The sequence below is a fragment of the Nocardia fodinahabitans genome, from assembly GCF_052983615.1.
This window is the reverse complement of record NZ_JBRJJC010000001.1, coordinates 5754921-5768871: the sequence shown is the minus strand read 5'-3', so window position 1 is coordinate 5768871 and position 13951 is coordinate 5754921. Positions and strand designations below refer to the sequence as shown.

General features: G+C 70.2%; 16 protein-coding genes. 9 read left to right on the top strand and 7 right to left on the bottom strand.

Going from position 1 to position 13951, the window contains the following annotated elements; all coding sequences use genetic code 11:
- The first annotated feature begins 4 nt into the window (after positions 1–4).
- The 5 genes from NV348_RS27210 (at position 5) to NV348_RS27190 (ending at position 5173) form a co-directional block, all read left to right on the top strand.
- Entirely contained in the window at positions 5–265 is a 261-nt protein-coding gene (locus tag NV348_RS27210) for an HPr family phosphocarrier protein (RefSeq protein ID WP_447149395.1), read from the top strand.
- Positions 265–1929 (top strand): phosphoenolpyruvate--protein phosphotransferase, encoded by a 1665-nt coding sequence (gene ptsP, locus NV348_RS27205; RefSeq protein WP_447149394.1) that lies wholly within the window; start codon positions 265–267, stop codon positions 1927–1929. The genes NV348_RS27210 and ptsP overlap by 1 nt, the downstream gene beginning before the upstream one ends.
- Before the next feature lie 577 nt (positions 1930–2506).
- On the top strand, positions 2507–3661 hold the full coding sequence (locus tag NV348_RS27200; protein WP_447149393.1) for an N-acetylglucosamine-6-phosphate deacetylase: 1155 nt from the start codon (positions 2507–2509) through the stop codon (positions 3659–3661).
- Positions 3661–4440 carry a glucosamine-6-phosphate deaminase gene (gene nagB / locus NV348_RS27195; protein WP_447149392.1) on the top strand — a complete coding sequence of 260 codons (780 nt, stop codon included), beginning with the start codon at positions 3661–3663 and terminating at the stop codon, positions 4438–4440. Before NV348_RS27200 ends, nagB begins: the two co-directional genes overlap by 1 nt.
- A 1-nt stretch (position 4441) precedes the next feature.
- The gene (locus NV348_RS27190; RefSeq protein WP_447149391.1) at positions 4442–5173 is read left to right on the top strand and encodes a copper homeostasis protein CutC; all 732 of its coding nucleotides are present in this window, start codon (positions 4442–4444) and stop codon (positions 5171–5173) included.
- Positions 5174–5441: 268 nt separating this feature from the next.
- Here NV348_RS27190 and NV348_RS27185 read toward each other — a convergent pair whose 3' ends face one another.
- Both NV348_RS27185 and NV348_RS27180 read right to left on the bottom strand, forming a co-directional pair.
- Positions 5442–6083, bottom strand: coding sequence for an HD domain-containing protein (locus NV348_RS27185; protein ID WP_447149390.1), 642 nt, complete (start codon positions 6081–6083; stop codon positions 5442–5444).
- A 62-nt stretch (positions 6084–6145) separates the two neighbouring features.
- Positions 6146–6802 carry a class I SAM-dependent methyltransferase gene (locus NV348_RS27180; RefSeq protein WP_447149389.1) on the bottom strand — a complete coding sequence of 219 codons (657 nt, stop codon included), beginning with the start codon at positions 6800–6802 and terminating at the stop codon, positions 6146–6148.
- Between the two features lie 100 nt (positions 6803–6902).
- Between NV348_RS27180 and NV348_RS27175 the strand changes: the two genes are divergently transcribed.
- Positions 6903–7484: a TetR/AcrR family transcriptional regulator gene (locus NV348_RS27175; protein WP_447149388.1), complete on the top strand. Its 582-nt coding sequence runs from the start codon at positions 6903–6905 to the stop codon at positions 7482–7484.
- Here NV348_RS27175 and NV348_RS27170 read toward each other — a convergent pair.
- Positions 7417–7713 carry a hypothetical protein gene (locus NV348_RS27170; protein WP_447149387.1) on the bottom strand — a complete coding sequence of 99 codons (297 nt, stop codon included), beginning with the start codon at positions 7711–7713 and terminating at the stop codon, positions 7417–7419. The two genes, NV348_RS27175 and NV348_RS27170, sit on opposite strands and share 68 nt — an antisense overlap.
- 171 nt (positions 7714–7884) lie before the next feature.
- On the opposite strand from NV348_RS27170, the gene NV348_RS27165 reads away from it, so the two are divergent.
- Positions 7885–8820, top strand: coding sequence for an NAD(P)H-dependent flavin oxidoreductase (locus NV348_RS27165; RefSeq protein ID WP_447151149.1), 936 nt, complete (start codon positions 7885–7887; stop codon positions 8818–8820).
- Between the two features lie 216 nt (positions 8821–9036).
- Here NV348_RS27165 and NV348_RS27160 read toward each other — a convergent pair whose 3' ends face one another.
- A complete protein-coding gene (locus tag NV348_RS27160; protein WP_447149386.1) occupies positions 9037–10689 on the bottom strand; it encodes a CocE/NonD family hydrolase in 1653 nt (550 codons plus the stop codon).
- A 59-nt stretch (positions 10690–10748) separates the two neighbouring features.
- Positions 10749–11549 (bottom strand): thioesterase family protein, encoded by an 801-nt coding sequence (locus tag NV348_RS27155; RefSeq protein ID WP_447149385.1) that lies wholly within the window; start codon positions 11547–11549, stop codon positions 10749–10751.
- 119 nt (positions 11550–11668) lie between these two features.
- Between NV348_RS27155 and NV348_RS27150 the strand changes: the two genes are divergently transcribed.
- The gene (locus NV348_RS27150) at positions 11669–12295 is read left to right on the top strand and encodes a TetR/AcrR family transcriptional regulator (protein WP_447149384.1); all 627 of its coding nucleotides are present in this window, start codon (positions 11669–11671) and stop codon (positions 12293–12295) included.
- A 109-nt stretch (positions 12296–12404) separates the two neighbouring features.
- On the top strand, positions 12405–12875 hold the full coding sequence (locus NV348_RS27145) for a hypothetical protein (protein WP_447149383.1): 471 nt from the start codon (positions 12405–12407) through the stop codon (positions 12873–12875).
- A gap of 204 nt (positions 12876–13079) precedes the next feature.
- Here NV348_RS27145 and NV348_RS27140 read toward each other — a convergent pair whose 3' ends face one another.
- Both NV348_RS27140 and NV348_RS27135 read right to left on the bottom strand, forming a co-directional pair.
- Entirely contained in the window at positions 13080–13496 is a 417-nt protein-coding gene (locus NV348_RS27140; protein ID WP_447149382.1) for a DNA-binding protein, read from the bottom strand.
- A gap of 8 nt (positions 13497–13504) precedes the next feature.
- Complete coding sequence (locus NV348_RS27135) at positions 13505–13789, bottom strand: hypothetical protein (protein ID WP_447149381.1); 285 nt, start codon at positions 13787–13789, stop codon at positions 13505–13507.
- Positions 13790–13951: the final 162 nt, after the last annotated feature.

The following is a 13951-nucleotide window of genomic DNA, read 5'->3' as shown; positions in this document are numbered from 1 at the left end:
GGACATGACCACCCGCACAGTCGTCGTCGGATCCCAGGTGGGGCTGCATGCCCGGCCCGCAGCGAAATTCACCCAGGCCGTGCAGGCCACCGGGGTGCCGGTGCGGATCTCGTTGGGAGGTGACGAACCGGTCGACGCGGCCAGCGTGCTCGCGGTCATGACACTGGGCGCCGGCCACGGCGCCGAGGTGACCCTGCACGCCGACGACGACGCGGTGCTGGACAGCCTGGCCGCGCTGGTGGCCTCGGACCTGGACGCCGCCTGATGGGCGAACAGGTGATCCGCGGCCTCGGCGTGAGCCCCGGCGTGGTGTGCGCGCCGTGGCTGCGGTTCGGTTCGCAGCTGGCGACCTCGGCGCAGGATCCGGTCGGCGGCTCGGTCGAGGACGAGATGGTCCGGGTCGAGGCGGCGCTCGGTGGCGTGGCCGACGAGATGCAGGCCAGGGCCGCCCGCGTGAGTGGCGTTGCGGCGGAGATCTTGTCGATGTCGGCGACGATGGCCCGTGATCCGGGCATCGTCGCCGCCACCGAGAAGCAGCTGGCCGACGGGATGCCGACGGCGCACGCGGTGCACCTGGCGTTCGAGGGGTTCTGCGACAAGCTCGAGGCGCTCGGCGGGTATATGGCCGAGCGCGCGACCGACCTGCGCGATATCGGCGGGCGCACCGTCGCGGTGCTGCTCGGCGAGCCGATGCCGGGCATTCCGGAGCCGGGGTACCCGTTCATCCTGGTCGCCCGTGATCTCGCGCCCGCCGATACCGCGATGCTCGGCGACAGCGATGTGGTCGGGCTGCTGACCACCGAGGGCGGGCCAACCAGTCACACCGCGATTCTGGCGAAGTCGCTGGGGCTGCCCGCGGTGGTGAACTGTCCCGACACCGACCGGCTGGTCGAGGACGCGCCGGTGCTGCTCGACGGCAGCACCGGCGATGTGGTGATCGATCCGAGTCCGCTGCGACAGCAGGCCGCGATCGAGCAGGCGGCGGCGGACGCGGCGCGGCTGGCCGCGGCCAGCGGGCCGGGGCATACCGCCGACGGGACGCCGGTGCAGGTGCTGGTGAACATCGGGACCGTCGACGATGCGGAGAAGGCGGGACCGGTCGACAGCGAGGGCGTCGGGCTGTTCCGCACCGAATTCATGTATCTCGGCAAGGCGACCGCGCCGAGTCTGGACGAGCAGATCGCCTCCTACACCACGGTTCTCGAAGCGTTCGCCGGGCGCAAGGTCGTGGTCCGCACGCTCGACGCGGGCTCGGACAAGCCGTTGCCGTTCCTCGATCTGGGGACCGAGGAGAACCCCGCGCTCGGCGTGCGCGGGCTTCGGATCGGGACGGTGTTCCCGGATACCCTGGCCACCCAGCTCACCGCGCTGGCCAGGGCGGGCGAGGCCACCGGGGCGGATCTGTGGGTGATGGCGCCGATGGTCGCCACCGCCGACGAGGCCGCCGGATTCGGCGCGCTCGCCAGGGAATCGGGCCTGCGCACGGTCGGGGCGATGATCGAGATCCCGGCGGCGGCGCTGCGGGCGGCCGATCTGCTGGCGCATCTGGACTTCGTCAGTATCGGGACCAACGACCTCAGCCAGTACACGTGCGCGGTCGACCGGATGGCGGGCGGGCTCGCGCATCTGCTCGATCCGTGGCAACCCGCGGTGCTCGATCTGATCGCGATGGTCGGTGCGGCGGGGACGGCGGCCGGCAAGCCGGTCGGGGTGTGTGGGGAGGCGGCGTCGGATCCGACGCTGGCGCCGGTACTGGTCGGGCTCGGGGTGACGAGTCTGTCGATGTCGGTACCCGCGTTGCCCGGGGTGCGGGCGGCGTTGTCGGCCGTGGATATCGAGACGTGCCGCGACGCTGCCGATGCCGCGTGTGCGGCCAGGAATCCGCAGGTGGCGCGTGAGGCGGTCGCGGCGATCGTCGGGCGGGCATGAGTCGGAGGACGGTGTGGGCGGTCCGGCGAGTGGCCGGGCCGCTACACGGTGGGTGGGTGCGGGCATCGTTCGTTCGGCGGGTTCGCTCGATCCGCGATGCCCGGCGGGGCCGACCTCGCACCCCGTACACGGCCGGCGACTTCGCACGCTTCGGCAAGGGGCGAGCGGTTCCTTCGCCAGCCGTCGGACCGCCGAGTTGTTTCCGCGGCGACGTCGTGGGTGGCGGAGATCGCCGCGCCATGGCGTCCCAGGCCGCAGGCGAAGATCCGGGGCAGTTCGACGCTCGAGCCGATGTGGGACGGCGGGTGCGCGAGGCAGGGCACGACCGCTCCCCTATCTCCTGCAGCACAGTTGATTCCGTCGGTACCAGACCGGTCGAGGCCGGAGGACGGTCTACCGCTCGCGACACCCCGGCGGCGCGAGCGAATCGGCAGGTCGAGGCGCGGACAGCCGTCCGGCACGAGGCGCGGGCCTCCGATGTCTGGCAGGAGTCGGCGTGGGCCGCCGACATCTGGATGGGTCCGACGTGGGAATCCGACGTTCGACAGGGGTCGGTTCAGTGACGCTTCGGGGCTTCGTGCGTGGGCGACTAGTTGGGACGCCGGGCGGTGAGATCGCCGATGGGGTGGTCGAATTCGCGGACGGCCGGATTACCTGGGTGGGTGCGGCAGCGGACTACCCTGCGGTTGAGCGACTTCCCTCGGCGAGTGACGAGCTGGTGCTGCCGGGGTTGATCGACGTGCACTGTCATGGTGGTGGTGGGTTCGGGTTTCCCAACGCTGATGCGGCGGGCGCGCGGGTCGCGGCGGCGAATCATCGTGGTCAGGGCACGACCGGGTTGCTCGGGAGTTTGGTGTCGGCGCCGCCGGACGTGCTGATTCGGCAAGCGGGGCTACTCGCCGATCTCGTGGCGGACGGGCAGTTGCTCGGGGTCCACTTGGAGGGGCCGTTCATCAACGCTTGCCGTTGTGGTGCGCAGGATCCCGCGGCGATCGTTCCCGGTGATCCCGAGCTGTTCGAACGGATCTACGCGGCGTCGCGCGGCACCGTCCGATCGATGACGCTGGCGCCGGAGACCGCGCACTTCGAGGAACTGCTTACCGCCATGCGCCGCAACGATGTGCTGCCGAGCCTCGGGCACACCGATGCCGACGCCGCCACCACGGCGGCCCGGATCGTGGCTGCGGCCGGTGGTCCGATCACCGCGACGCACCTGTTCAACGGCATGCCGCCCCTGCACCACCGCTCACCCGGACCGGTCGCCGCCTGCCTGGCCGCCGCCGGTCGAGGCGACATGGTGCTCGAATTGATCGCCGACGGTGTGCATTTGGCACCCGAGACCGTGGCGATGGTGTTCGACACCGTGGGGCCCGAACAGATCGCGCTGGTCTCCGATGCGATGGCGGCGGCCGGGCTCGGCGACGGCGACTATCAGCTGGGCGCGCTCGATGTGCGTGTCCGCGACGGTGTCGCCCGCCTCGCCACCGCGGACGGGACACCGGGGGCGATCGCGGGCGGGACCGCGCGACTGCTCGATGTGCTGCGCTGGACGGTGCGGGACGCGGGGATTCCGCTGGCCAACGCCGTCACGGCCGCCACTCGCACGCCCGCCCGGGTCCTCGGTCTCGACGACCGCGGCATTCTCGCTGTCGGCATGCGCGCCGACCTCCTCGTCACCGACCAGTCATTGCAGCCGCGGCGGGTGTTCGTCGCCGGAACGGAAGGAACCTGATGGAAATCGTGATCCGGGCGGACGAGCACGAGGTGGCCACCACGGTCGCCGATATCGTCGGCGGCTATGTGGAGCGCGGCAACGCGATCCTCGGTCTGGCCACCGGGTCGTCGCCGCTGGGCAGCTACCGGGAACTCGCGCGGCGCTGTCGCGACGGCGAACTCGACTTCTCGACGGCGAGCGCGTTCCTGCTCGACGAGTACGTCGGGCTGCCGAAAGAGCATCCGCAGTCGTACTTCTCGGTGATCCGCTCCGAGTTCGTCGACCACGTGAATCTCGATCCGGCGCGGGTGCTGAGCCCGAACGGCGAGGCAGGCGACATCGCGGGCGAGGGCAGGCGCTACGACGCCGCCATCGCCGCGGCGGGCGGGGTCGACGTCCAGTTGCTCGGCATCGGCACCGACGGGCACATCGGTTTCAACGAGCCGGGCTCGGCGCTCACCTCCCGCACCCGGGTGAAGACGCTCACCGAGCAGACCCGCAAAGACAACGCCCGCTTCTTCGACGGGCCCGAAGACGTGCCGCATCACGTGCTCACCCAGGGCCTCGGCACCATCGGCGAGGCCGGACATCTGGTGATGATCGCGCTCGGCGCGGGCAAAGCCGACGCCATCGCCGCCGCGGCGGAGGGACCTCTGTCCGCCTTCTGCCCGGCCTCGGTCATGCAGTGGCACCGGCACGTCACCGTGGTGATCGACGAAGCCGCCGCGAGCAAGCTGAAGCTGGCCGACTACTACAAGTACGCGCTGGCGAACAAGCCCGCCTGGCAGTCGTTCTGAGATGACCGCGCTCGAGTTCGCGGTGCAGGATGTGGCGGGCGCGATCGGCGCCCGCCGGGTCGGCGCGGATCGGGTGGAATTGTGTGCGGCGCTGGGCAGTACGGGTGGGTTGACGCCGAGTATCGGGATAATCGAGGCGGTGGTGGCGACCGGTATCCCGGTGCACGCGTTGATCCGGTGTCGGGCGGGCGGTTTCGTGTATTCCGAGGCCGCCGAGATCGACGTGATGAATGCCGATGCGAAGGCGGCGGTGTCGGCCGGGGTGGCCGGGCTCGTCGTCGGAGCGCTCACGCCCGAGCACCGGATCGACGTCGAGACGCTGGAGCGCATCCTCGACGGCGTTTCGGTCGACGGCATCGAGCTCACCTTTCATCGGGCCATCGATCAGATCGGTGATCGGTTGGCTGCGATCGACAGCCTGATCGCAGGGGGCATGACCAGAGTCCTCAGCTCCGGCGGCGCGGCGTGTTGCGCCGATGGTCTCGACGGGCTCGCCGCCATGGTCGACCAGGCGGCAGGCCGACTCCAGGTGATGGCGGGTGGCGGCGTCACAGTGGCCGATATCCCCGCACTGCACCGCATCGGCGTCGACGCGATCCATCTCTCGGCCCGTCGCGTGGTCGCCGATGACGGTGGGCCGGGCGGTGGCGGCACCACCGGCCACGAGCAGCTGGACGAGGAACTCGCCGCAGCGGTCGCGGCACAGCTCCACGACGTGGCGTCGGCCGACTGATCAGTCACCCGGATCAGGCCACGACGACATCGAGCGACTGGTGGCGGACTCGGCGGCACGTCGGCGACCTTGTCGAAACGTGCACGGCAACAACACCATCGGCGGCGGCCACGGGTCTGCCTGTCGTCGACCACGCGATCACCCCCATTCCCGCGGCCTGATCAGCCACCCGCGTCCGCCACGATTACGGTGGACCGGTCGGTGGCGACATGGCGTGTCCCGCGCCGCCACCACCGGCGCATCAGGGTCACCAGCTAGGGCCGAAGCTTCAAGAACGTTCGGCGAGAATGAGTTCCGCTTCACCGGGGTTGCAGTCGAACGCCGCCCGCACCGCCGCGATGGCTTGGGCGTGCTCCCCCGCCGCGACCAGTCGATCGATCTCCGCCCACTGATCGGTCGGGGCGGCTACCGACAGGTCGAGTCTGCGTTCGAGCCGTTCCCACATGCGGGCGACTGTCGGGTCGCCGGCGAGCAGTTGGCCCAGGTGGGCTTTGAAGGTGGGGTGTTCGGTGCGGTACATGCCCATCCAGCTGCTGTCGGGCGGGCTGGCCTCGGCGTTGGCGGTGCGGTCGGCGAGCTTCAGGATCACCGCGGGTGGGTGGGCGGCGATCTTGGTGTAGGCGTTGAGGTTTCGGGCCTTGCGGTCGGGGCCGATACCGGTGACGGCCCAGACCAGGTCGAGAACCTCGCGGCCGAAACGGGATTCGACCTCCTCGGCGGTGACCGGGGTGTCCTCGATGACATCGTGCAGCCAGGCGGCGGTACCGACCGCGCCGTCGTAGCCGAAGTCGTCGAGCACGGCCCGTACCGCCGCCAGGTGGGTGATGTAGGGATGCTCGCCGTAGCGCTGGTCGCGGTGGGACTCGAGGGCGAACGCCCGCGCCTCGGATTCCCGCTGATCGAACTCCATACCGCACCCCCGTGCTCGATTCGGATCGTGACGAGATCGACCCTAGCCGAGGCCACCGACAATCAGCGCGGCTTCCGGGCGGTGAGGACGCCGGTCTGATACTTGCTCTGGGTGTAGTCGAGCTCGGTGAAACCGGCGGTGCCCAGCTGGTCGGTGTAGTGACGGATGTCGGCATCGGCGAAGGGGTTGCCGCCGCCGAAGAACGGGGCGAGCACCCGGCGTGCCCGCGGGGTGAGCGAGGCGTCGGCCAGCAGCAAACGGCCGCCGGGACGCAGGACCCGCCACATCTCGGTGATCGCGGCCGCCCGATGGTGCGCGGGAATGTGGTGCATGACGAATGTGCAGGTGACGACGTCGAATTCGCCGTCGTCGAAAGGAAGTTCCTGTGCGGGCGCCTGTTCGTAGCGGTGGTTCGCCGCGCGATCGCGCTGCCGGTTGTCGGCGACGGCGATCGCGGACGGGTCGACTCCGACGGCGGTGCCGGCAGGCCCGGCCACCGCGCCTGCGGCGCGCACGAGTTTGCCCGGCCCACAGCCGATATCGAGCGTGCGCTGCCCGGGTGCGATCCCGGCCGCCGCGACGAACTCGGTGAGCAGGCGATGCTGCCTGCCGAGGAAGAACACCGTGGTGAACAGGTTGTACCGGCGCAGGCCCGCGATGACGATGCCGGTGTCGCTGTCCTCGACGAACATGGGGGTGAGAAGCTGGTTTCTTGACATGGGTCCATGGTCGGACGCGGCCACGGCGGCGACCAGGACCAGAATCGCCGGATCTGTCCGTTTCCGGACACATCCGGGGAAACCGTCCCGTGGAGGAACGATGGCCGAGCACACCGATCGACGGGTCCGCCGGACCAGGGACAACCTGCACCGCGCGCTGATCGAGCTGATGATCGAGCGCGGCTACGACCGGGTGACGGTCAGCGACGTCATCGAGCGCGCCGATGTCGGACGCTCCACCTTCTACGCGCACTATCGCGACAAGGACGACCTGCTGCTGGTCAGCTGCACCGAGTACCTGCGCCGCGAGATCACCCGCACCACCGTGCCCGGCTCACCGCTCGCGCCGCTGCGCGTGATGTTCGCCCTCGCCGCGCAGCATCCGGAGGTCTATCGGCCACTGATCGGGCCGAAGGCGACCACGACGGTGCTGCACGCCTACCAGCGGTGCGTGGCCGACCTGATCGGTGAGCTGGCCGACGACCTGCCCGGCGATACCGTCGCGTTCCTGTCCTGGGGACTGGTCGGCGTCCTCGGCGCCGTGATCGACCCGGGCGATCCGGTGCCGCCCGCGACCGCGTGGCAGCGCTTCGAAACGCTGGCCCTGTACGGGCTCAGCGGCGACCCAGGTCCGGCCACGGTGGCCGGCGCAGCAGGGCCAGCGCCGCGATCACGCCCGTGAGCAGACCGATCCATTCGCCGAGCTGAGCGATCCGGTTGGTGTCGACCGCGGGCGTCCAGTGGGCGCGGCCGTCGTGGATGACGAACACGCCGACGGGTCGCGCGGGTCTGCCGAAACCGCCGCCGCGGGCGACGGTGATCACGGTCGCGCCGTCGGCGGTCGGCACCGGGTCGCCGAAGATCGTCGGCGGCGTGGTGACCACCTGCTCGAGCCGGTCCCTGATCGTCATCCGAACCCCCGTCGGTCGTCGCGGCACTGCTGTCGAACATACGCGCCGGGCGCTGCGCTGCCCGGCGGTTCGCGCACACCACGCCCGAGCGCGGCGGCGCTCTTGGCATGATGGGTGAGCCCAGCCACGACGAGAGGTGTTGCGCCGATGACCACCACCCCTGAGCTCGACATCCTGGCTACACCATGGTCGCGTTCACTCGGCCTGCGCGTACCCGTGGTGAACGCGCCGATGGGCGGGGCGGCGGGCGGACGGCTCGCGGCGGCGGTGACCGCGACGGGTGGGCTCGGCATGATCGGCATGGGCAGCGCCGGATCGGTGGCCGCGCTGGAGCGCGAGCTCGCGCTCGCCGGGGACGCGGTGTTCGGGATCGGGCTGGTCGACTGGGTGCGGCAGCGGGAAGCCGGGCTGCTCGACGCCGCGATCGCCGCCGGGCCGCGGGCCTTGTCGATCAGTTTCGGTACCGACTTCTCCTGGGTGCCGGTGGTGCGGGACGCGGGAATTCTCGCGATCACGCAGGTCTACGACGTACCGGGGGCGCATCGCGCGCAGGACGCCGGGATCGACGTGCTGGTCGCGCGGGGATGCGAGGGTGGCGGTCACGGTGCCGACCGGCTCGCACTGCTACCGCTGCTCGACGCGGTCCTGGATATCGCGACCGTGCCGGTGCTGGCGGCGGGCGGCATCGGTTCCGGGCGCACGCTGGCCGCGGTGCTGGCGGCGGGCGCGGCCGGAGCCTGGTTGGGGACATGCCTGGCGGCGGCGGAGGAGTCTCTGCTGCCCGAGAACGCGCGCCGGGCAATGCTCGCGGCCGATTCGACACACACCGTGGTGACCACGGCCTTCGACGAGACACTCGACCTGCCGTGGCCGCCGATCTACCCGGCCCGCGTGCTGCGCAACGACTTCACCGATCCGTGGTCACGCCCCGAACTCGACGAGACGCGGCCCGACGCGGACCTGCTGCGCACGGCCATCGCCGCCGACGACGCGACCATCGCGCCGGTCGACGCGGGACAGGGCGTCGGGCTGATCACCCACATCGAACCCGCGGCCGCGATCGTCGATCGACTCTGCCGGGACGCGGCCGTCTTGTTGCGGCGCTGATCTGCGACACAACGACTCAGCGGCCGACCGGCTCGGCTACCCGGCGTCTCTACGGCTCAGCAGCGCTAGGTCCCACAGCCCAACGGCCATGCAGCTGGTCGCTTGGCCATTGTGCCGCTGAGCTTCTCGCCGTTGGGTCGCCGAGCTGCTTGGCCCTACCACAGCCGAAGGCCGCAGCGCCGCCCCAACGACCGCGAAGCTCGGCGAATCAGCAACTCAGCGGACAGGATTGCGCAGGTCGACGCTGTGGGCAGGGTCGTTCAGCAGACCCTGATCGAGCTGGATTGTCTCCTCGGTCCGCCACCGGGCGTGCCAGATCGGCACACCACCGGGCAGATTCGACTCCCGGGCGGTGGTGAGCAGCGGGAGCTCGAGGCGCGCCGCGGTCACCGTGACCGAGGCGTTGGCCGGGGTGTGTGACCAGACGTCGTCGACCACATCGGTGACCCGGATGCCGAGCCGGTGGCCGACGGCCAGGCGGGCGTCCTGCCAGAGCAAGCGGATCGCGGCCTCCGGGCGGACCGGGGCGATGCCGCGGGTCATCACCGTGGCGCGACCGTCGGGGGCGATGTCGTAGAGCTCCAGTGCGACAGTCGCTTCCGGCGGTCCGGACAGCTGAACGGACGCTGTCGCCCGGCCTGCCAAGTGCAGCGCTTCGGTGACCGGCGCCGAGATCGACCAGATCTCGCGGTCGGGGCCGGGGAGCAGGCCGCGATCGGTGAACGTGCCGGTGCGCAGGTCGACGGTCACGCGCTCGGCATCGACCGGCGGCCAGACGCTTTCCCCGCGCCAGCCGCCGTCGAACTGGCCGACGGTGACCGGCGGGCCCGGCACGTCGACAGCAGCGCCGGCAACATGCCGGTCCAGGAAGGCCGCCAGTTCCTCAGTGAAATGCGGTGTGCCGCAGCGGCTGCGGCAGTCCGAGTGACCCCACTGACCGAACCAGGCACGGTGCTCGCCAGGGCCCATCGCCTGCCAGGCGTCGAGGACGCGGTCGGCACGGGTGTTGGTATCGAGGAAACTCTGGCCGAGGAACAGCGGCGTGGTGTTGCCGCGCAGGTCGTCGACGATGTCGCGGTCGCGCCAGCCCGGGTTGTCGGCGTTGTGGTCGGTGGTGAGGGCGAGGTAGCTGTCGGTGCATTGCTTGGTCAGCGCGACGGCGTTGGCCTGGTATTCGGGTGAGTCGTCCCAGCGGCCGGGGGTGTGGGCGATGGCGAGGTGCTCCGGGCCGGCGAGATCGGCGGGGCGAAGGCCGTCCTCGGTCAACGGTTTTCCGCCGAACTTCCACGAGACGCCCTGCATGTACAGGTAGGAATACGGGTCGACGACCGGCTCGAACGCCGCGACGGCGGCCAGGCCCTTCGGCTTCGCGGCCAGCGCGAGCATCCCGGTCCAGCCCTCGTAGGACGTGCCGACCACGCCGACCCGGCCGGTCGACCACGACTTGCTCGCCGCCCATTCGACGGCGGCGGCGACGTCGGACTGCTCCCCCGGGCCGCCGAAATCCGGGCAGCCGTTGGAACCGCCGAAGCCGCGCAGATCCACGATCACGTAGGTGTAGCCGGCCTTCAGCGCCCACTCGACCGGCAGATTGTCGGTCGACGGTCCGCCCTCGGGGCGGGGCTGGGTGAGATAGGCCAGGTGCGCCCGGTACGGGCTGGCTGTCAGCAGCACCGGGGTGCGCACGTCGTCGGCCAGGCCGGACGGCCGCAGGATGTCGGCGTGCAGGCGGGTGCCGTCGGGGGCGGTCAGGTAATCCTGCGTCCACTGGAACGCCACATTCACCGGCTCGGCCGACACCGGCGCCGCCATACCCAGCACCAACGCCACACCGGCCGCGACCCGCGCCACCATCGCACCCCATTGCACGGATGGACTATCGCCGGTCGCGCCGCGCGCGTCCAGCCCCGAGATCCGGGGGCCGCGAACTAGGGCTGAGGTTGCGGACGGACGGTGAGGATCTGCTGGGCGACACCCACCGGTCCGCGCACGTCGTGCAGCACGGTGCTGGTCAGGCCCTGTCCGGTGTGACCGAAGGTGACGCCGGTGTCGAGGCCGGTCCACTCGCCCTCGGGCTGCCGGTACAGGTGGATCGTCAGGTCGACGTTGGGGAACATCCATTTGGTCGGTTCCTGCCGGGCCGCGATGCCGTTCGCGGTGTCGACCAGCGCGATGAAGGACGCGAGGGGCTCGCTCGGTTCGCCGGAGACCAGGTCCACCGCCGAGTGGATCCAGGCGGCGGTCTGCCCGGGTTGCGGGTGCCCGACCGGGCGGGTGTCGAGGGTGGCGATGTAACCGCCGGGCCAGATCGAACTGAGCGGCCACGCGGACAGGGTGTCCGGGGCGGGCAGGCGATCGGGTTCGCCGCCGGCGACGCTGTCGGTGTCCTGATCGCTCAGCAACCAGGCACGGGCGCTGATGACACTGCGACCGGCGATGGTGACCGTGGCTTCCACCAGTTCGATGGTGCGGCCGGGCCGGACGGTCCGGACATCGATGTCGAATTCCTCGAAGCCGATCCGGCCGAGGATGTCGAAGCTGATCCGGCTCAGGGCCAGCGCGGGGCGTTGCTCGCGCGATCGCGTGCGCAGGATCTCGTGGACGATCAGCCCGCCGAGGGGGCTGAAGTGCTGTTCGTCGAGGTCCCAGGCGCCGCCCGCGTGGACGGTGGGCACGAAGCGGTGCGTGCCGACTCGCTGGAAGTAGCTGGGGGCGATCGTCTCCGTCACAAAACTCAACCTAAGGGTCGAGTTTTCATCTTCATAGTCGATTTACCATCCTTGTGGTCGACTTCACAGCGACGACTTGCCACGGCGGGGCCCGACCGCGCCCCCGATATGATCGGCCGATGACTTCGATGGCGGACGAGAGCGTCGCGCCCGCCGGGCGCGCGGCCAGACGCCGTGATCGCCGCAAGGCGGAGATGATCGATGCCGCGTTGCAGATCCTGTCGAGCAGCGGTTATCAGGGGATGCGGTTCGAGGACGTCGCCGAGCGCTCCGATATCGCGAAAGCGACCCTCTACCACTACTTTCCGAGCAAGGACGCACTCGTCTCCGCGGCATTGGAGAAGCTGACCTCCGATGTCCTGACCCACCTCGGCGCCGCGCTCGACGGTGCGGCGGATCGACCGGCGGCCGATCGGCTGCGCGCGCTCGTCGACGAGCAGCTGCGGGTGCTCACGGTGCTGTATCCCGAAGTGGGGAAACTCTTCTCGTTCCCGGCGCCGTGGCCGGCCGAGCACACCGAGTCGATCAAGACCATGCGCAGGCGGCACGACCGGATCTTTCGCGAGGTCGTCGACGCGGGCATCGCGTCCGGCGAATTCGATTGCCCCGACCCGTCCGTCGCGCTGCACTGCCTGCACGGCATCCTGAACCACGCCTCGATCTGGCTGCGCCCCGAGGCCGATCCGGACGGGCGGACCCGCGATGCCGTGGTCGAGGAATCGTTGCGGTTGTTCGTCCGGGCGTGAAAACTCGCAGATCGGGCACTGTACGGACCCGCCGGTCAGGTGTCGGAGCGAAGGGGTAGTTTCTCCGGCACGGGCGGGGGATTCTCGCTCGTCACGGGAGGGACCCACTGTGGCTGAGCCGAGAACCCATCACTATCAATTCGCCCATCGGGTCCTGCCGGACCTGGCCCAGCGGCTCGGCGCGCGCATGGTCACCGACGAACCGCCGTTCGGTTACACCGAACAGCTGAAATACCTCTGGGACACCGTCGGTGAGCAGCTGGCCCCCGACGACCGCCTCCCCTGCGACGACATCACCGGCCGCCGCCTGGACGGCGAAGGATTCCGCCTCCTGCTGGTCCAACTCCCGACCCCGGCCGCCCCCGCGGAAGCGCATTTCGTGGCCGTCGTCCTCCCCGACGACTCGCCGGACGTCCGGATCTTCACCCTCGAACGCGCCGCACTCCAATCCTCGGACCGCTCCGACGCCACCACCCTCGGCTCCTGGGCCGACCACAGCCACCTCAACCTCGGCCCCGGCCCCCACCCCGACCCCACCGCCTTCGTCTCGGCCATCCACGCGAAGCTCGCCGCCCGCTAGTCCGGGCCGCGTTCGTCACCGACTACGCACGATCCGAGGGCCGAAGCGATTACGCACCGCCCCAAGGGTTCCCCGCCGCCCGTCGTGCACGACAGTGTCCACCCCACACGCCGACGCCGCGCGAATCGGGCCGAAGGCCGGTCTACGGACGGCATCCCACGGTGATCGCACCGATCGGGTGGTACTGCGAGCGTGCCGGGAAGGCTAAGTGGAGATCAGTCGGACCGACTGACCACAGAGCTTCTTCATATCGTCGGTATCGATGGTCAACAGCAATACCGGTGGGCGCTGCCGGGCCGCCAGTTCGGCCACCACCGCGTCGATGGCGTACTCGTGCCCGTGCAGGTTCGCCTCGATCAAGAGGTCGGATGCCGCCTTGGCGGCGGGCTCGTCGACGGGCTCGATGCGAATCCCGGAGAGCAACCAGGAAAGTCGGGCGCGATTGGTCTCGGCGTGGACGGCCTCGATGACGGTCAGCGCGCTGACGACCACCTCCATGCCGCGTTGTCGTGCCTCGGCCAGTACGGCGACCACCGGCAACGCGTCGTCGACCAGCCTCGACAGGCCGTCGCCATCGAGCACCAGCGTGCCCAGGTGGTGCTTCTCCCCCCGACGAGTCATCGTTCCCCTCAGCTCGCGCTCTGCCACTCGCCGTTCTCGGCGAGTGCGGTATCGAAGAGCTCCTTGGCCTTGTCCCGCGCATCATCCGGGATCGGGCCGACGCGCTGTTCGTAGTCGGACAAGTAGTCGTCGAGCACCTGCCCACGCAACTCACGTTCGACAGCCGCGGTCACGAACGCCGAGAACTCACGCTTTCCCACTCTGCGCCGCACGGCCTCAGCGGTCCCCTCGGGCAGCGACAGACTGACCCGCTGTGCGGGCCCCTCACCGATCCCGTGCTCGATCTCGCTCACCACCCGAGTTTATCAAAACAAGTAGGAAACTGATCGCGTCCGCAAGCGGGACGTACCCGGTCGGACGACGCGCAGCGTTCGAGCGCGCCTACTCGGCGGCGCGGGCGGCTGCCGCGATCTTCGTCGTCGGTTCGGGCATCCATCAAGATCGGGAGAGGTACT

Bases quoted from the DNA above. Each gene is read 5' to 3' on its own strand.
- NV348_RS27210 (WP_447149395.1), top strand. From the start codon at position 5: ATGACCACCCGCACAGTCGTCGTCGGATCCCAGGTGGGGCTGCATGCC.
- ptsP (WP_447149394.1), top strand. From the start codon at position 265: ATGGGCGAACAGGTGATCCGCGGCCTCGGCGTGAGCCCCGGCGTGGTG.
- nagB (WP_447149392.1), top strand. From the start codon at position 3,661: ATGGAAATCGTGATCCGGGCGGACGAGCACGAGGTGGCCACCACGGTC.
- NV348_RS27190 (WP_447149391.1), top strand. From the start codon at position 4,442: ATGACCGCGCTCGAGTTCGCGGTGCAGGATGTGGCGGGCGCGATCGGC.
- NV348_RS27185 (WP_447149390.1), bottom strand. From the start codon at position 6,083: ATGGAGTTCGATCAGCGGGAATCCGAGGCGCGGGCGTTCGCCCTCGAG.
- NV348_RS27180 (WP_447149389.1), bottom strand. From the start codon at position 6,802: ATGTCAAGAAACCAGCTTCTCACCCCCATGTTCGTCGAGGACAGCGAC.
- NV348_RS27175 (WP_447149388.1), top strand. From the start codon at position 6,903: ATGGCCGAGCACACCGATCGACGGGTCCGCCGGACCAGGGACAACCTG.
- NV348_RS27170 (WP_447149387.1), bottom strand. From the start codon at position 7,713: ATGACGATCAGGGACCGGCTCGAGCAGGTGGTCACCACGCCGCCGACG.
- NV348_RS27150 (WP_447149384.1), top strand. From the start codon at position 11,669: ATGACTTCGATGGCGGACGAGAGCGTCGCGCCCGCCGGGCGCGCGGCC.
- NV348_RS27140 (WP_447149382.1), bottom strand. From the start codon at position 13,496: ATGACTCGTCGGGGGGAGAAGCACCACCTGGGCACGCTGGTGCTCGAT.